Genomic DNA, 17,934 nt, shown 5'->3' on the forward strand with positions numbered 1-17,934 from the left:
CTTGACACTCAGGTTAAATTGAACCAAGACACGCCAGTATTTGCTTGAGCCCGGAGACCCCGATGAGCCGTCTCGAAGCAGTCGGTATCGACGCCGGCTACGCCGACGCCCCCATCCTCGATGCCGTCGATCTCCTCGTCCCAGATGGCAAGGTCACCGTCCTCGTCGGCCCCAATGGCTGCGGCAAATCCACCCTGCTCAAGACCCTGGCGCGTATTCTATCCCCGTCCCGCGGCCAGGTGCTTCTCGAAGGCAAAGACATCCACGCGCTCAACACCCGCGCCGTCGCCTCCAAACTCGGCCTTCTCCCCCAAGGCCCAGTCGCCCCCGAAGGCCTGACCGTCCGCGAACTCGTCTCCCAAGGCCGCTATCCGCACCAGTCCCTTCTCCGCCAATGGACTCGCGCCGACGAAGAAGCCGTTGAATCTGCTATCGAAACTGCCGGTATCACCCAGTTTGCTGATCGCAGCGTCGATACGCTTTCCGGCGGCCAGCGCCAGCGCTGCTGGGTCGCCATGGTCCTCGCCCAGGAGACCCGCCTCATCCTTCTCGATGAGCCCACGACCTTCCTCGACCTCAAGGTTCAGGTCGATCTGATGGACCTTTTTGCCAGCCTCGCCCACGATCGCGGCCACACGCTTTTAATAGTTCTCCACGAGCTCAGCCTCGCTGCCGCCTATGCCGATTATCTCGTCATGATGAAGGACGGGAAGATCGTTTCCGCCGGCGAACCCGACGATATCTTCACCGCCGAACGCCTGAAACACGTCTTCGATCTCGACGCCAGTGTGCTCCGCGATCCGGTCAGCGGCCGCCTCGTTTGCGTACCCGTCGGCGCCCGCCGCCGCGTCCTCGAGGCTGCGCAGTGACGGTTGCAGCCGCACCATCGCCGGTTCGCCACTCCGCCCGCTCGTGGTCCGGCGTGCCGGTGCTGCTCGCCATCCTAGCCGGTCTCTTCCTCCTCCACATTGCCGTCGGCGCCAAGGCCCTGCCGCTCAATACCGTTGTCGATGCCTTTTTCGCCTTCGATTCCAAGAACTTCGACCACGTCATCGTCTTCAACCTGCGCCTGCCGCGCGCCGTTATTGCCGTGGTCGTCGGTGCCAGCCTCGCCCTTGCCGGCGCGCTGATGCAGGGCGTCACCCGCAATCCATTAGCCGATCCGGCCCTCCTCGGCCTCACCAGCGGCGCCGCCTTTGCCGTCGTCATCGCCACCTCGGTTTATGGCCTCGCCACCATGGCCCTCCTGCCTTGGATCGCCATGGCCGGCTCCCTCGGTGCCGCGACGATCGTCTACATCATCGCCCGACTTGTCCCCGGTGGCGCCACGCCGCTGAGCATGACCTTAGCGGGCGCTTCGGTCAGCGCCTTTCTTGGCGCCGTTATCTCGGCCATCCACCTGCTCAACCAGGAAACCTTTGAAAACCTTCGTGTTTGGCTCACCGGCAGCCTCGCTGGCCGCGACGTGACCATGCTCTATTATGTCGGCCCGCCCATGCTGGTCGCGCTCCTCGCCGGCATTCTCCTCGCCCCCCGCGTAACCGTCCTCGCCATGGGTGACGACGTTGCCCAGGGCCTCGGCGTCCGCACAGGGCCCCTCAAGGCCCAGCTCCTCGCCGTCGTCGTCGTGCTCACTGCCGGAGCCGTCGCCCTCGCTGGTCCCCTCGGCTTCATCGGTCTCGTCATCCCCCATGTCGTCCGCCTCTATGTCGGCTCCGACTATCGCTGGATCGTCCCCTACGCCGCCCTTGCCGGCGCGGCCTATCTCCTTGGCGTCGACATCATCGCCCGCGTGGCCATCCCGCCCCGCGAAATCTCGACCGGCATCATCACCGCCATGATCGGCGCGCCGCTCTTCGTCCATCTAGTCCGCCGGAGGACACGATGAGCCACGCCACCGCCGCGCCCCGCCACCTCGTCCTGCGCCTCTTCGACGAGCGAATCGCGCTCCGCATCCCCCTTCGCGCCCTCATCACCGCCACAGCGCTCACACTTATCCTCCTCTTGGTGATGAGCATCAGCCTCGCCACCGGCACCTACGGCATCGCGCTCGAAGAAGTCTGGAACACCCTGCGCGGCATCACCATTTCCAGCGCCATCGACAACGTCGTCTGGGAATTCCGCTTCCCCCGCACCCTCGCCGCCGCTCTCGTCGGCGCCATGATGGCGCTCTCCGGCGCCACCCTCCAGAACGCCACGCGCAACGGCCTCGCCGATCCCTCCCTTGTCGGCATCAGCCAGGGCGCCGCCCTCGCCGTCGTCGCCTTAACAGTTCTTTTCCCCGCCTCCCTGGCCCTTTTCCGCCCCTGGGCTGCCTTCTTCGGCGCCATCGTTGTAGCCCTTGCCATCCAGGGCCTGTCGCATACCCGCCAGGGCGGTGGTGCCGTCCGCTTTATCCTCATGGGCATAGGCCTCTCGGCCTTCGTCGCCTCGATCACCTCCGCGCTCCTCACCTACAGCGAGATCGACCGCGCAATGGCCGCTCTTTCCTGGCTGGCCGGATCAATCAACGCCACCAACTGGAACGATGTCGCGACCCTTGCCGGCTGGACTATTATCCTCCTTCCTATCCTCCTCGCCCTCAGCCGCACCATGAGCGCCATGCGGTTCGGCCAAGCCACCGCCACCGGCCTCGGCGCCCCCATCCGCCTTGCCAACAATGCCCAACTCGCCATCGCCGTCGCCCTCGCCGCCGTCGCTACCTCCGTCGTTGGCCCGCTCGGCTTCGTCGGCCTGATCGCCCCGCACGCCGCCAAGCGCCTCTCGCCGGCGGGCATGGGTCTGCACCTCATCCTCACCGCCCTCTGCGGCGCCATTCTTGTCTCGCTCGCCGACCTTCTCGGCCGCGCCGCCTTCGCGCCGATCCAGATCCCGGCGGGCATCATCACCGCCGCCATCGGCGTCCCCGTCTTCGTCATTCTGCTGGTCCGCACGCGGCCAGCACAAACCCACTGATCCGGAGTTACCCATGGCGCTTCGCACGATTTCCGCCCTGGCTGGCCTCGCGCTGACCCTCGCCCTTCCCGCCTTCGCGCAGGAAACCCGCAGCGTCACCGCGGCCAACGGCACCTTTGATATCCCCGTCGCCCCGCAGCGCATTGTTGCGCTCAATGACCAGATCGTTGCCCTGCCGCTCTACGAGCTCGGCGCCTCGGTCGTCGGCAGCGCCGGCCGCGTCGATGCCGAAGGCAAGACCTTCATGCGCGGCGGCATGGATACGCTCGGGATCGACTATGCTAATACAGACATCCAATATGTCGGCCAATTCAACGCGCTGAACGTGGAGGCCATCGCCGCTCTGCAGCCCGATCTCATCATCGGCGGCACCTATACCGATCCAGCCGTCGTCGATCAGCTCCAGTCGATCGCGCCGACGCTAGTCATCGACAATGGGGCCCTTGGCCTCATCGAAACCCTCCGCACCCTTGCCGATGTCAGCGGTCAGTCAGGCAATTTCGAAGCGCGCTATCAGAGTTACCAAGCTAATATCGAGCGCACCAAGAGCTTCATCGGCGATACCGCAGCGATCTCGGCGACCACCACATTCATGTTCCCAGAAGCCGACGATCTATGGGTCTATCGTGCCAATCTCGGCGCTATCACCCAGGTTCTCTCCGATCTCGGCTTTGCCCAGCCCGCCGCCGTTGCAGCCCTCAACGCCACGCAAGCCTCCTGGAGCGCCGAACTGATCCAGCAACTCGACGCGGATTTCATCTTCGGCTTCTACCGCCAGCAGCCCGACGCGACGCCCGAAACCATCCGCGCGGCCTACGAAAAATTTGCCCCTGGGTGGTGCGCCGCCCTCACCGCCTGCCAGAACGGGCAGTTTGTCGTCCTCCCCGGACCCACGTTCGGCAGCACCATGACCGGCCTCGAACTGGCGCTCGAGCTGGTCGAGACCAATGTCGCGGGCCGCCCGTTCACGCCTTTCGTCGAAGCGCCGTAATGGCCAAGCATCTCTTCTGCACTGACCTTTGTCTAGAACGCGGCGAACCCTTAGCCGGCACCGGCAATGCGCCCAAACGCGCGCTCATGCTAGCCTGGCCCCGCGGACAGTGGCGCACGCCACGTTGGGAATCGGCCGGCATGTCGCCCGAATTGCGCGCCGCCATGCATGCCGCCGCCAAAGGCGGCCTCCATGTCGCGCTGATCGACAAAGTCGAAGCCGAAGGCAGTCTGCCGACGCTCCACGCCGTTCCCGAAGGCATCTATGCCGATTTCACCGATGAAGCGGCCTTGATCAGGGCGATCGGAGATTATGTGGGTGGGAAGGTCTTCGAAGGCCGCCACGATCCACGCCAGGTGATCATCGTCTGCACCGACAGCCGCCGCGACGCCTGTTGCGCCCGCCACGGCTTTTCGACTTACAAGGCGTTGGTCGCCGCTGCAGACACCAGCAAATTCCACATCGTCCAGGCCACCCATATCGGCGGCTGCCGCTTCGCTGCCTCCATCGTCGTCATGCCCCAGCGCCAGCGCTATGGCCGGATGACCGCGGCCCAGGCGCCGGCATTCCTCGCCGCGCTTGAACAGGGCCGCGTCTACGTCGCGGCTTACAAGGGCCGCACCGATATCGCCGAACCCATCCAAGTCGCCGAAATCGCCGCCATGGCCTGGGCCGACCGGAACGGCAAAGCCGAGCAATCCGTCCACCTCCACGGCGAATTGCCCGAGACGGTCGCCGAGGGACAAACACTCGCCCTCGAAGCCGAGATCGCCGGCACGAAACTGACCATAAGCATGCACGCCCAGACATTTTTCATGCAGGGCAATTGCAGCGTCGTCGCGGACAATGAGGGCGAAGATGTCCTCCGCTGGTGCCTCGACGACGTCATACCTCTTTCCGCCACTCCCTGACTTCACCAGCCGGACGCAGCCGATGTCTTCTTTCTCCTCACGCGCCCTGACCACCGCAGCCGCCGCGCTGCTCGCGACATGCCTTGCCCTGCCCGCCTTCGCGCAGGAAACGCGGACAATTACCGATGATGCCGGCCGCAGTGTTGAAATCCCTGCCGATCCCCAGCGCATCGCCTCGCTGCAGGACCTATTCTTTTCCGTTCCGCTGATCGAGCTTGGCGTCACGCCCGTTGGCAGCCATGGTCGCGTGGTCATCGAGGGCCAACCCTTCATGCGCTCGTCCAAAATGCTGACCGGCGTCGATTTCGATACGGCCCCGATCACCTTCCTTGGCACCGGCACCGAGATCGACCCCGAGGCTGTTGCCGCCGTCGACCCCGACTTGATCCTGCTCTCGACTAACCAGGACCCGGATGCTTTCGCCAGCATCGCCCCGACCGTGCTGCTCGATTTCAACCGCAGCGACAAGTTCGAGCTCTATGATCGCCTGGCGGAAATCACCGGCACGGCTGACGCGCTAAAGCTTCTCGAAACGCGCTACGCGCAGCAGCTCAATCAGCTCAAGGCCCAGGTCGATGCACCAAATATTTCGGTAAACGTCATCGCGGCAGTCGAAGGCCAAATCCGGTCATACCGCCACTTTGCGGCGCTAGGGCGTCTCCTCGACGAGGCCGGCTTCGCCATGCCAGACGCTGTCAAGGAAATCGAATACGGTAAGTTCGCCGATTTCAGCCCAGAACGCCTGCCCGAACTCGACGCAGAACTGATCCTCGTCACCTATCGGGCCGAAGAAGGGGAAACCGCGCAGGACGCCTACGACCTCCTTGAAGCCACGATCCCAGGTTACTGCGCCTTCCTCAAAGCTTGCCAGAATGGCCGCCTGATCGCTGTCCCGCGCGACGAAACCTTCGCCTCTTCGTATTCTGCTCTCGGCTCGCTCGCCTACACACTGATTGCACTCCTGGCGCCAGTTCCGGACGTGCGGGCGGACTAGTCTGGGCGGAGGAGACCAACGCCTCCTCCTCATCGACCTATGTCAACTCAGCGCTTTGATGAGCGCTGAATGGTCTTTGTCGCCAAGACCATCGGCGATGGCTTTGTTCATGAGTTGCTGCAGGTTTGCCGCGTGCGGCAGATAAAGATCGAGCGCTTTTGCCGACTCCAGAGCAAGCCCGATATCCTTGCGATGGAGTCGGATGCGGAAACCCGGATCAAATGTTTCGTTGATCATCCGGTCGCCGTGCACCTCAAGAATACGCGAAGAGGCAAAGCCGCCCATCAAGGCTTCTCTGACCTTTGCCGGATCTGCGCCGGACGCCTTTGCCAAGGTCAGGCCTTCAGCTACAGCCTCGATTGTGAGACCGACGATGATCTGGTTGACCACTTTCGCCGTCTGACCATCACCCACTGCACCAATCCAGGTGATGTTCTTGCCCATGAGCTTGAGCAGCGGCAGAGCTCGCTCGAAATGACTTGCTAAGGCGCCGACCATGATGGTAAGCGCCGCATTTTTTGCGCCAACTTCACCGCCAGATACAGGCGCGTCCACATAGCCAGCACCAATCTCGGCAATGCGGGCCGCAAAGGCCTTCGTGGCGACAGGAGAAATCGAACTCATATCGATGACGAGCTTGCCCGTGGCGAGACCTTCGGCAACGCCACCTTCGCCGAAGAGAACTGCTTCCACATCAGGCGTATCGGGCAACATGAGGATAATCACGTCTGCAGCCTCGGCGACCGCTTTCGGATTGTCCAATGCCTTGCCGCCGGCTTCGACCAGATGCTGGGAAACGTCTTTCACTCGGTAGAGAAAGACCTCGTGCCCTGCGGCAATCAAATGGCCGACCATTGGCCGCCCCATGACGCCAAGTCCAATAAATCCAATCTTCATGCTGATGCCCTCCAGTCCCTGAGCCAGTTCAGGCCATCGCTCGTGCCAGCCTTTGGCTTGTATTCTGCCCCCACCCAGCCTGCATAATCAGCTTCGTCCAAGGCTTTGAAGATATTGGGATAATTGATCTCGCCGGTGCCCGGCTCGTTGCGTCCGGGATTGTCGGCGATCTGCACATGGGCAATGTGCGACTGGAGACGCGAGAAGGTCGGGAGCAGGTCACCCTGCACCACCTGCATGTGATAAAAGTCATATTGCAGATAAAGGTTTGTGTGACCGACCGCTGCGGCAATACGCTCGTAGTCATCGGTCGAGTTGATCAGGAATCCCGGAATGTCACGGGTGTTGATCGGCTCGAGCAGCAGCTTTATTCCCCTATCGGCAAGACGCGGCGCGGCATATTTGAGATTGTCGATCAGGACGCTTTCGAGCGTTGATCGATCGACACCTGCTGGCGCGATGCCGGCAAGGCAATTGACCTGCGTGCACTTGGTGGCCTCGGCATATTCGATCGCCTTATCAATGCCTTGACGGAAATCTTCGATCCGATTGGGGTGGCAGGCGATTCCCCGTTCACCGGCGGCCCAGTTGCCGGCCGGCAAATTGAACAGAGCCTGGCTCAGGCCATGCTGGTGCAACAGTGATCTGAGTTCAGCAGGATCCTGGTCATAGGCGCCCACATATTCGACGGCCTCGAAACCATCCGTGGCTGCAGCAGCGAACCGCTCCATGAACTGCAATTCGGGATAGAGCATTGAGATATTTGCAGAAAAACGAGGCACGGGTCAGGCTCCCTTGAGCGGGCCGGGATAGGGGACGAAGTCGCCGCCACGGGCGGCTTTGAGATAGTTGAGCGCGTGGACCTGGCCGACCATTTCTAGCTCCTCGCGATAGACCGGGTCATGCCAGCCTTCGATATCAATGGAGCCGGACCAGCCGGCGAGGCGGAGTTCTGAGATGACGTCGAACCAGTTGGTATCGCCAAAACCGGGGGTGCGCATCCAGACGGCTTTCTCCTTGCCGCCATAGCCCTGGGACTTGATGACATCCCAACGGATGGTGGCATCCTTGCCATGGACATGAAAGAACTTATGCGCCCACTTACGAATTTGCGGAATGGGATCAATAAGATAGACCATCTGATGACACGGCTCCCATTCGAGCCCGAGATTGTCTTCCGGCACCTCGTTGAACATCATTTCCCAAGCATCGGGATTGTGGGCGATGTTCCAATCGCCGGTTTCCCAATTGCCGCGCATGGCGCAGTTTTCGAAGGCGATTTTTACGCCTTTGTCGGCGGCGCGCTTGGAGAGTTCGGTCCAGACTTTCTTGAACTGCGGCAGGCTTTCGGGCAACGGGCGATTGCGGATGCGGCCAGTAAAACCGGCGACGCAGGTGGCGCCAAAATGATGGGCATTGTCGATCAACGCCTCCCAGCCGCGGAGGGTCTCGATGTCTTTCGGCTGTTCTTCCAATGGGTTACCGAACATACCGAGGGTGGACATGGTGACGTCGCGGTCGCCGATGACGTCTTTCAACCGCTTGGCGAGCTCGGGGAGGTCCTTGTTCACGGTCTGCCAGAAATAGGGCTCGATGCTTTCAAAGCCGTGCGGGAGGATCTCTTCGAGATAGCCGACCGGGTCCGGCTCGTGGCCGCGGATCATGGTGCCGATGCGAATAGCCTTGGGGTCTATGGCCATGAATTTGCTCCTAAATTACTATTTCAACGCGACGGCCAGCAATGGAACTATCGATCGCTCCGAGGACCATGGCGAGGCTTTTGATGTTTTCGTGACTGACGGTTTCAGGCACGGGTCCGCCACGAGTGGCATAAAGAAAATCGGTGATGACGCCGATGTGGCCGCCAATGCGGTCGACCGGGTCTAGTGCTGGAATTTCAAGGACTTGCGTGTCGGGGAGTAGCTTTCCGCCGATATGAGGCTGCGCGCGTTCGGCGCGGATGTCGTCGGCGCCGTCCCAGAGGATGGAGCCCTCGGTTCCGGTGATGCGCCAGGTGCTTTCCCAACTTGTGCGGAGGCCCGGCGCGGCCCAGGAGCCGCGGTAAGTCATTACGGCGCCTTGCGAAAATCGGAAGCTAGCAAAGGCGGAGGCGTCGCGTTCGTACCAGGAGCCGGCGGGGTTCCACTCCTCGGCATAGACCGAGGTGGCGGCATCGTCGATGACGAAGCGGGCGGCGTCGAAGGTGTGGACCGCCATGTCCAGAAGGAGGACGTGGGGCATCTGTTCGCGGAAGCCGCCGAAGTGGGGATCGAGGAAAAAGTCGCAGTGGACGCCAGTGATATCCCCGATGGCGCCGGACGCGACCAGACGGCGGATGCGGCGGAGTTGGGCGAGGTAGCGGCGGTTCTGGATGACGACGTGAAGACGACCCGCGGCTTCAGCGCAGGCGACCAAATCGCGAGCCTGATCAAGGGTTTCGGCCATGGGCTTTTCGGAAAGCACATGGGCGCCAGCGGCTAGGGCAGTCGAGACGATGCCGTGACGGACGGCGGGGATGGCGACGTCGAAGACGATCTCGGGAGACAATCTATCCAACATCGCTTTGAGGTCGGTGCCGATCTCGGGATTGATGTTTTGCTCGGCGGCGCGGGCCTCGGCATTGGCAGGATTGATGTCGACTATGCCGACGATATCGACGCCGCCGACGGACTTTATGGCGTCGAGCCACTTGCGGCTCATGGCGCCTGCGCCAGTTAGCACGGCACGCTGATTGGTGGTCATTTCGGTAGCATCACGTTGACGTTGAGAGGGCCGCAAGGCGTGTTCGGTGCAACATCCGCTTATTGCGGGGGTCGGGATTGGGAACGGCCGAGATCAGGGCGCGGGTATAGTCTTCAGTTGGGCTCGTGCAGATCGTTTCGGCAGGACCGATCTCGACCAGTTTGCCGCGATGCATCACGGCGACGCGATCGCAGAAATAGCGAACGACGGAGATGTCATGGGAGATGAAAATGAAGGAGAGATCGAGGCGGCTCTGGATCTCGAGGAGGAGGTCGAGGATCTGGGAGCGTATCGAGACGTCGAGGGCGGAGGTCGCTTCATCGGCGATGATGATGCGTGGATCAAGCGCGAGCGCGCGTGCGATACCGATGCGCTGACGCTGGCCGCCGGAGAAGGCGTGGGGGTAGCGCTCCATGACATCGGGAGAGAGGCCGACGAGCCGGAGGAGTTCGGCGGTCTTTTCTTCGATCTCGTTGCCCTTGAGCTTGCCTTCGACGACGAGTGGGTCGCCTATTATCTGGCGGATGGTCATGCGGGGGTTGAGCGAGGCGAAGGGGTCTTGGAAGATCAGGCGGACATCGGCGTGGAATTTACGTAGCGCGGATTTGGAGAGCGCGGTGACGTCGATCTCCTTACCGTCCTTTTGGCGGTAGAGGACCTGGCCCGCAGTGGGCTCGACGATCCGGAGGATGAGGCGGCCAAGGGTGGTCTTGCCGGAGCCAGACTCCCCGACGACGCCGAGATTTTCGCCGGCATGGAGGACGAGGCTGACATCGTCGACGGCCTTGAGCGCGAATTTTTTGGTGCCGAGAAAGCCTTTAGCACCGCCATAGACTTTGGTGAGACCTTTTACCGTCAGGAGCGGCTGGGGCGTGATGATGGCTGCGGCGCGAGCATCGGCGGGTTGCTCGAGTTTGAGGGTCGAGGCGAGGAGGCGCTGGGTATAGGCGTGCTGGGGGGCGTGGAAGATTTCGTCGACGGTGCCGGTTTCGACGATGCGGCCGAAGCGCATGACGGCGACATCATCGGCGACTTCGGCGACGACGCCCATGTCGTGGGTGATGAGCAGCATGGCCATGCCGCGCTCGGTCTGCAGGCGCATGATGAGGTCGAGGATTTCGGCCTGGGTGGTGACGTCGAGCGCCGTGGTCGGTTCGTCAGCGATGAGAATGTCGGGATTGACCGCGAGCGCCATGGCGATCATGGCGCGCTGGCGCATGCCACCCGAGAATTCGAAGGTGTAGCGATCGGCCATTTCGGCGGGGTTGGGAATCTCAACCTGCCCAAGAAGCTCAACGGTGCGGGCGCGAGCGGTCCGCTTGTCCATCCCCGAATGCAAACGGATCACTTCATCGATCTGGCTGCCGATGGTGTGGACTGGCGAGAGCGAGGACATCGGCTCCTGGAAGATGAGACCGATGCGGGCGCCGCGGACGGCACGGACCTCGTGACTATTGGAGGCAAGCTGGGCGAGATCGACTTCGCGGCCCTGGGTGCGGAGAATGATCCGGCCACCGACCATGACGCCGGGCTTGTCAACGATGCGCATGAGCGAGCGCGCGGTGACGGATTTGCCGGAGCCGCTTTCGCCGACGAGCGCGAGGGTGCGGCCGCGGTGGAGCTCAAAGCTCACATCGCGGACGGCATGGAGAATGTGCGTGCGAAGATGAAAATCGAGCGAGAGATTTTCGACGCTGAGGACTGGCTTTTCCATGGGTATCGGCTCCTCAGGTTTCATAGGGGTCGGCGGCATCGCGGAGGCCATCGCCGAAGAAATTGAAGGAGAGAACCGCGATCACGACGGCAAGGCTTGGCCAGATGAGAAGCCAGGGCGCGGTTGAGATCGAGCGAATATTCTGCGCGTCCTGCAGCAGCACGCCCCAGGAGACGACGGGCGCCTTGAGCCCGACGCCGAGGAAAGAAAGCGAGGTCTCGGCGATGATCATCGAAGGCACGGCTAGCGTGACGACGGCTAGGATATGGCTCGTCAACGAGGGCAGGATATGCCGGAAGATGACACGGCGTTCGGAGGAGCCATCGAGCTTGGCGGCCGTCACAAAGTCCTCGTTGCGGAGGGAGAAGAAGCGGCCGCGGACCTCGCGGGCGAGGCCTGTCCACCCCAGCAATGAGACGATGATGGTGATGACGAAATAGACGTTGAGCGGTGACCAGGTGAGCGGAATGGCGGCGGCGAGGCCAAGCCAGAGCGGAATGGTCGGCATGGCGCTGACGACTTCGATGATGCGCTGGATGACGGTATCGACCCATCCACCGAAATAGCCGGAAATGGAGCCGAGGACGACGCCGAGCACCAGCGACATGCAAACACCGATGAGGCCAATCGACATGGAAATGCGCGTGCCATAGATCAGCCGGCTGAGAAGATCACGGCCGAGGCGATCGGCACCGAGCAGATACATTGGCTGGGTGGGATCGAGCGGGCCAATGAGGTGCCGGTTGGTCTCGAAGAGGCCCCAGAACTTATAGGCGGGACCTTCGACGAAAAGGCCCACGGGGACGATGACGCTGTCATCGACGACGAAGGTGCGGCGGAGCGCTGCCTTATCGATCTCGACGGTGTAGCCTTTTACGTGGAATTGGAACTGACCATCGGGCGTGAAGAGGCCGATGCTTTGTGGCGGCGCGTAAGTGTATTGCGCGCGGCTGGTGTCGGGCAGGCCGGGCGCGAGGAATTCGGCGAAGGCGCCGATGAGATAAAGAACCAAAATCACGCCGCCGCAGAAGAGGGCGACTTTCTGCTTGAGGAATTTGCGCCAGATCAGGGTCCATTGACCGGCGGCAGCGTCGGAGATCGGGTCCATGCCGGGCTTGAGGCCGGAAATGGCCGGGCCGTCTTCGGCAAGCTTGGCATCGAGGATGGGCGTAAGGGTCATCGCATCACCTCAATTGTAGCGGATGCGCGGATCGAGCAGCGCGAGCAGGATGTCGGACACGAGCATGCCAACGAGGGTCAGCACGCTCAGGAGCAGAATGAAGCTCCCGGCGAGATACATGTCCTGCGCGACGAGCGCCCGGAGGAGCAGCGGGCCCGCAGTCGGCAGGTTGAGGACGATGGCGGTGATGGTGACGCCGGAAACGAGTTCGGGCAGCACCCAGCCAATGGCCGAGACGAAGGGATTGAGCGCGATCCGCACCGGGTATTTCACGATGACCTTGTATTCCGGCAGCCCCTTGGCCCGTGCCGTGGTCACATAGGGTTTTGACAACTCGTCGGTGAGATTGGCGCGGAGAATGCGGATCATCGCGGCTGTGCCGGACATGCCGATGACGAGGATGGGGATCCATAGGTGGAGGATCAGATCCCAGAGTTTTTCGAGGCTCCAGGGCGCGTCGACATATTCGGGCGAGAAGAGGCCGCCGACGGATTGGCCGAACACGCGGAAGGAAACATACATCAGCGTCAGCGCCAAAATGAAGTTTGGCACGGCAAGGCCGATGAAGCCGAAGAAGGTAAAGACGTGGTCGCCTATCGAATTGCGGCGCACGGCGGAATAGATGCCGATGGGGAGCGACACGGCCCAGACGAGGAGCAGTGCGGCGAAGGAAATGGCGAGGGTCGAGCCCATGCGTGACCAGATCACTTCCGAGACTGGCTGGTTCCACTCAAAAGAGAACCCGAAATCGCCGCGGGTGAGGATGCCCAGCATCCACTTGCCGTATTGGATCCAGATCGGCTGATCCAAGCCATATTGGGAACGCAGGCGCTCGACAGTCGCGGGATCGATCGGCGCGCCGCCATCGGCGAGCGTCGAGAGTAACGAAGTCAGATAATCGCCCGGTGGCAGTTGGATGATGGCGAACGAGATGATCGACATGCCGATCAGGGTCGGGATCATGTAGACCAGTCGCTTCAAGATATAGTTCAGCATTGCCGCTCCTCTTTCGGCTTTGCGGGGTGGTCCGGCGGGGATGCCGTCGGGCCGGGTGGTTTGGTGGCTCCCTCAGAACCCCACCTAGCCTCCCCCTGGCAGGGGAGGGATAGCGGCGGCGATTGGGGAGAAACTGGTTTCTCTATTTTCTTGGCGTCATCCCCGCGAAAGCGGGGATCTCGGGTTGGGAATGGGATTCCCGCTTTCGCGGGAATGACGCCGTGGGCGCGGACGGCTGGAAGGGTTCCTCTCACTCACTCCCAAACCAGATGGACCACCTCCATGGTCTCGATCTGGCTGATATCGACCGTTACACGGCCGTCGGCGATTGCAAATTGCACTTGTTTATCCGCGACCAAAAGATTGACGGATTTCACTTTTTTCTCCTGCGGGATTTCGAGCGTGGCGGTCAGCGGGCCAACAGGCCAGGTGTCGCGGAGGGGGCCCTTCATCATCATCGGATTGGTGAGATTGAGGAGGCAGAGCGCCCTGCCCTTCTCGTCTTCGTGGAGGCCGACATCGAAGACACCGCGGCCGATTACCGTGACTTCGGGTTCCTTGCCAAGCGCCCATTTGACGGCGTTGGCGATGAGGCGGCCCTGGTCTTCGGCCATATAGGTCCAGAACACCTCGCCGATATTCCAAGGGATGTAGACAACGCGGCCACCGGCTTCGGTCGTGCGGGCGGCGACCCCGACGCCCTGGGGCGGCAGGCGCGGATAGACTTCTTCCATCGGCAGATCGGGGAAGTCTGGGATCTTGAGGAAGGGCGTTTCCACTGATGTAGTGGGTTCAACCGCAACGTCCTCGGTGCCGCCGATGATGCGCTGGGCAGTGCCGAAGCCAGCATTGATCGGATGTGTGCCGTTGAGAGCGACGTAGGAATTGCGGACATTGGCGCGCGGAGCCGAAGTCATTTTCACGCCAAAGACATCGGCGAGCCCGAAGTCGGATCGAGCGGCGCCCTTTTCGTCGTAGAGCGAGGTCTGGTGCGCGGCGACGACAGAGCCGCCTTCCGCAACGAAATCGCGCAGCGCCTGGCACTGGGCATCGGACAGGTAAGTGGCGTTGGCGAGGATGACGAGCTTGTAACGGCGCAGTTCATCGATGGTCATGATCTGGTCGGAGAGGAACTCGAAGGGAAGCCGGGCTTCGACGAGGGCGTGGTAAAAACCCATATCGTTGAGTTCGGCCAGATGCCGCTTGTCCGGGTCCCAATGGCGAAGGGTTGTCGCTGGGTCGATGATAGCGATCTCAGCCTTGGGCAGCATGGAGCCGATGACCGGCTCGACCTTTGCGTGGAGCTTGAAGGCATTTGCGGTCGGCTGGACCCAACGATCGTCGGGAATGCAGGCGTTGAACTTGGTGAACCAGGGAAAGAGCCCCTGGGTGATGCCGGCGTGGATCCACTGCTCGATTTCGGGGCCGGTCTGTACCGAATCTTTCCAACGCGGGATTTCTTCTGGCCCGATGGAGGTGATGAGCCCCACTGGCCGATCGCGGAACGTGGCGCGGATGCGCTTGCCGTTGCGGCCGGCGGACCACGCGGGCTCGACATTGCGGCGGCCCTGGTGATCGACGAAGAGAATGGGGCAATGCTTCTTGATGACCGAGAGGTCGAATTCCATGAGCGAGGAACCGCTCATATTGGGAATGAAGCTGGCATGCGGCTTCACCTTTTTGACTTCGGTGTCCCAATGGGCAACGAGCTTGGTCAGCGTCGTGCGGCGCCAGGCGGCCCAAGCCTGCCAGACGGGATCGGAAGCGGTGGTCGTTTCCGGCAGGTCGAAGCCGCTCGCGTCGCGGAAATTGTCCTCGCAGGCCTTGCAATAGCAAACGCCGTGGCCCTGCCAGCGATTTCCGAAAAGCGCGTCGATGTCGTATTTTTCGGCGATCTCGACGATGACCTTGGTCATGAAGTCGAAATTGTAGCTCGAATAGGCGCAGGTAACGAAAATGCCGGGCATGGCCCAGTGTTCGCGCGGCTGGCGATCGGAAGTGAGCGACACCCATTCGGGGTGCGCCTCGGCAGCGTCGGCATGGATGGCGTGGGGGTCGACGCGGGCCATGACGTGCATGTCGAGTTTGCGTGCTTCGGCGACGAGCGTGCCGAAGGGGTCAGTGTCGCCAATGAACTTTGACACGTAATGGAGCGGAATTTCGCTCGGGTAGTAGGCGATATAGCCGCCGGCCGAGAGGCAGATGGCGTTGGACTGGGTGCGCTTGAACACATCGACCCAGAAGGCAGGATCATAGCGCTGCGGATCGTTCTCTACGAACGTAAGCTGGGTCCAGCGCGTGGCCGTCTTGTACCAATCAGGCGTCCGGAGAGTGGACGCAGTTGGGCTGTCTTCGATCTTGAGCATCGGACGATCCGGTTGTTTTTGGCTTATGATGTGTGCACCGGCGGCGGAGGGACCGCCGGTGCCGAGCTGACGTTGGGAGCGATCAGCCGATGTAATATTGCTCGGGATTGGTCGGCGCGGGCGTCGGGTAACCCCAGGAATTGGGCATGGTCGGCTGCACATTCTTGAGGCGATTGGCGACGATGCCATAGCCATCGAGCGGTAGGGTAATGCCGAAGACGTAGAACTCGTCGGCGGCGATCTGGAGGATTTCGGCCATCAGCTCGTTCTGGCGGACCGGGTCGCTCGACTGACGCAACTCGTTATAGGCTTCGAACTGGCGCTTGGTGGCTTCCGGTGGCTCGACGGCGTCGACGGAGTCCTTGTCGTTGTACCAGATCTGCCAGCCCTTGGCGTACATGGCCTCGGTGGTATTGGGGAAGAAGTAACGCGGATCGAGAATGGCGACGATGCCGCCATTGCCGCCGAATTTGTGCACAGTGGCGTCGTATTCTCCGCCCTGACGCACGCGGACTTCCCAGAGCGAGCGATCCATGGTGCGCATCTGGGCGTCGATGCCAACGGCGCGGAGCATGGGCAGGACAAGCTGGAAGCTGTCGACGAAGGTCTGGCGGACCTGATCGATCTCGAAGATTATGGTCACGCGCTTGCCGGCCTCGTCGAGGCGCATGCCTTCCCCATCCTTATTGGGAATGATGGCATCCAAGAGTTCATTGGCCTTGGCGGTATCGTAGGCGGTGAACTGGGCCGCGAGCTGCTCATTGTAGAGCGGATCTTCGGGGCGGATGGATGGCTGGGCCGGCGCGCCCTGCCCGATGAAGATCGTATCGATGACGGCCTGACGGTCGATCGAATGGCTGAGCGCGGCGCGGAAATCCTTGTTTTGATAGAGCGCGCGCTTGGCGGGATCGGGATGGGTCAGGTTGAGCTGGAACACCATCTCATTGGGCTCGGTCGAGGTCGTGGTGTAGAACCCGTATTGGCCGGTTTCCTGCCCATCATAGAGCACGGCGCGATTGGCCGGGGTGCAAATCCACTGGTCGAGAAGATCGATCTCGCCCTGCAGCGCCTTGAGCAGCAGTACTTCGTTGTCGGCCGCGACGGCATAGGTGATGCGGTCGATATAGGGCAGCTGATTGCCGTCGGTGTCGACCTTGAAATAGTACGGGTTGCGCTCGGAGATCGAGTATTCGGCGGACTCGCCGATTGGCTGGGTGACGCGCCAGCCGTAAAGGGTCGGCATGTCCTTGTTCTTGAAGATCTCGCCATCGACGGCAATGCCGCTCTTGATTTGGAAGAGCTGGACCCAGCCGGTCAGGCCCTGATCGGTCGCGAGCTTGTCAGCATCGGGATTATATTTGATGTGGAACTGCTCGAGATAGTGGCGCGGGGTGCGGGTCGTGCGATCGTCATTGGCCCAGGCGAGACGCAGCGGCAGGAGGCCGTTGGGCTGGTTGAAGACGATGCGGAAGGTCAGGTCATCGACCTTTTCGAACGTCGCGGTGCTGCCATCGGTCGAGCGAAGCGGGGTCGGCGGGGATTGCGCGAGCTCTTCGTTGAGGAGGATGTCTTCATAAAAGAACATCACATCGTCGGTGGTGAAGGGCGTGCCGTCGGACCACTTGTGGCCTTCACGCAGCTTGAAGGTGTAAGCCGTCGCGTCTTCGTTGGCTTCAAAGCTCTCGGCGACATTGGGGATGACCCCGCCGAAATCTGGGGTGTAGCGCACGAGCGGCTCATAACCCTGATAGCGGTGCATCATGTTGAGCGAGCCGCCGCCGACAAGCGCAGCGCGGAGGTCGCCGCCATACTGGCCGACGCTTTCGAAAGGCTGCACCACCATGGGGTTGAGCGGCAGGCGTTCGGCGAGTGGCGGAATAGTACCGGCAGCAACCGCTTCGGCCAGCGCCGGCGCTTCCTTCAACGGCGCCTGAGCGAAGGCCGGAATGGCCGGCAGCACGAGTACAGCGCCAGTTGCGGCCAGAAATGTTCTGCGAGAAATATTGGTCATCGATCCCTCCTCAGCTCGGACGGCTAAAACGCCGCTCTTCAAGCTAACAATAGCCAATCAATACCAAACTGTTAGGTCAATACGTTTACGCCCCTTGAAATGGAGAAAATCGAAATATGGTCATATCACTGAAATTGCTCAGCTATTATGACCGAAAATACAAAACTTGCGCAAAAC

Annotated in this window: 15 protein-coding genes; 6 read left to right on the top strand and 9 right to left on the bottom strand. The window is 61.7% G+C overall.

The annotated features are described in order from the left end of the window. The first annotated feature begins 62 nt into the window (after nt 1-62). The 6 genes from ASE94_RS17180 to ASE94_RS17205 are packed head-to-tail and all read left to right on the top strand — an operon-like array spanning nt 63 to nt 5,851. The gene (locus ASE94_RS17180; protein ID WP_062631412.1) at nt 63-869 is read left to right on the top strand and encodes an ABC transporter ATP-binding protein; all 807 of its coding nucleotides are present in this window, start codon (nt 63-65) and stop codon (nt 867-869) included. Next, a complete protein-coding gene (locus ASE94_RS17185; protein WP_200913692.1) occupies nt 866-1,888 on the top strand; it encodes an iron ABC transporter permease in 1,023 nt (340 codons plus the stop codon). The genes ASE94_RS17180 and ASE94_RS17185 overlap by 4 nt, the downstream gene beginning before the upstream one ends. Then, nucleotides 1,885-2,955 (top strand): iron ABC transporter permease, encoded by a 1,071-nt coding sequence (locus ASE94_RS17190; protein WP_062631414.1) that lies wholly within the window; start codon nt 1,885-1,887, stop codon nt 2,953-2,955. The genes ASE94_RS17185 and ASE94_RS17190 overlap by 4 nt, the downstream gene beginning before the upstream one ends. Before the next feature lie 13 nt (nt 2,956-2,968). Then, nucleotides 2,969-3,946 (top strand): ABC transporter substrate-binding protein, encoded by a 978-nt coding sequence (locus ASE94_RS17195; RefSeq protein WP_062631415.1) that lies wholly within the window; start codon nt 2,969-2,971, stop codon nt 3,944-3,946. Beyond that, nucleotides 3,946-4,857 (top strand): sucrase ferredoxin, encoded by a 912-nt coding sequence (locus ASE94_RS17200; protein WP_062631416.1) that lies wholly within the window; start codon nt 3,946-3,948, stop codon nt 4,855-4,857. The genes ASE94_RS17195 and ASE94_RS17200 overlap by 1 nt, the downstream gene beginning before the upstream one ends. 22 nt (nt 4,858-4,879) lie before the next feature. Further along, nucleotides 4,880-5,851: an ABC transporter substrate-binding protein gene (locus tag ASE94_RS17205; RefSeq protein ID WP_062631417.1), complete on the top strand. Its 972-nt coding sequence runs from the start codon at nt 4,880-4,882 to the stop codon at nt 5,849-5,851. A 42-nt stretch (nt 5,852-5,893) separates the two neighbouring features. Here the strand turns inward: ASE94_RS17205 and ASE94_RS17210 are convergent, their stop codons facing one another. From ASE94_RS17210 to ASE94_RS17250, 9 genes are all read right to left on the bottom strand, one after another. Beyond that, on the bottom strand, nt 5,894-6,748 hold the full coding sequence (locus ASE94_RS17210; protein WP_062631418.1) for a 2-hydroxy-3-oxopropionate reductase: 855 nt from the start codon (nt 6,746-6,748) through the stop codon (nt 5,894-5,896). Beyond that, nucleotides 6,745-7,530, bottom strand: coding sequence for a hydroxypyruvate isomerase (gene hyi / locus ASE94_RS17215; protein WP_062631419.1), 786 nt, complete (start codon nt 7,528-7,530; stop codon nt 6,745-6,747). The genes ASE94_RS17210 and hyi overlap by 4 nt, the downstream gene beginning before the upstream one ends. Nucleotides 7,531-7,533: 3 nt before the next feature. Beyond that, nucleotides 7,534-8,448 (bottom strand): sugar phosphate isomerase/epimerase, encoded by a 915-nt coding sequence (locus tag ASE94_RS17220; RefSeq protein WP_062631420.1) that lies wholly within the window; start codon nt 8,446-8,448, stop codon nt 7,534-7,536. Between the two features lie 10 nt (nt 8,449-8,458). Then, complete coding sequence (locus tag ASE94_RS17225) at nt 8,459-9,490, bottom strand: Gfo/Idh/MocA family oxidoreductase (RefSeq protein WP_062631421.1); 1,032 nt, start codon at nt 9,488-9,490, stop codon at nt 8,459-8,461. Nucleotides 9,491-9,500: 10 nt separating this feature from the next. Beyond that, nucleotides 9,501-11,204: an ABC transporter ATP-binding protein gene (locus tag ASE94_RS17230; RefSeq protein ID WP_062631422.1), complete on the bottom strand. Its 1,704-nt coding sequence runs from the start codon at nt 11,202-11,204 to the stop codon at nt 9,501-9,503. Nucleotides 11,205-11,217: 13 nt separating this feature from the next. Then, complete coding sequence (locus ASE94_RS17235) at nt 11,218-12,384, bottom strand: ABC transporter permease (RefSeq protein ID WP_062631423.1); 1,167 nt, start codon at nt 12,382-12,384, stop codon at nt 11,218-11,220. 9 nt (nt 12,385-12,393) lie between these two features. Then, the gene (locus ASE94_RS17240; RefSeq protein ID WP_046141300.1) at nt 12,394-13,380 is read right to left on the bottom strand and encodes an ABC transporter permease; all 987 of its coding nucleotides are present in this window, start codon (nt 13,378-13,380) and stop codon (nt 12,394-12,396) included. Nucleotides 13,381-13,634: 254 nt separating this feature from the next. Beyond that, nucleotides 13,635-15,746, bottom strand: a complete 2,112-nt coding sequence (locus ASE94_RS17245; RefSeq protein ID WP_062631424.1) for a family 10 glycosylhydrolase — start codon at nt 15,744-15,746, stop codon at nt 13,635-13,637. Nucleotides 15,747-15,828: 82 nt separating this feature from the next. Continuing rightward, on the bottom strand, nt 15,829-17,757 hold the full coding sequence (locus ASE94_RS17250) for an ABC transporter substrate-binding protein (protein WP_062631425.1): 1,929 nt from the start codon (nt 17,755-17,757) through the stop codon (nt 15,829-15,831). Nucleotides 17,758-17,934 lie beyond the last annotated feature (177 nt).

The sequence above is a fragment of the Devosia sp. Leaf64 genome (assembly GCF_001421945.1).
GTDB lineage: Bacteria > Pseudomonadota > Alphaproteobacteria > Rhizobiales > Devosiaceae > Devosia.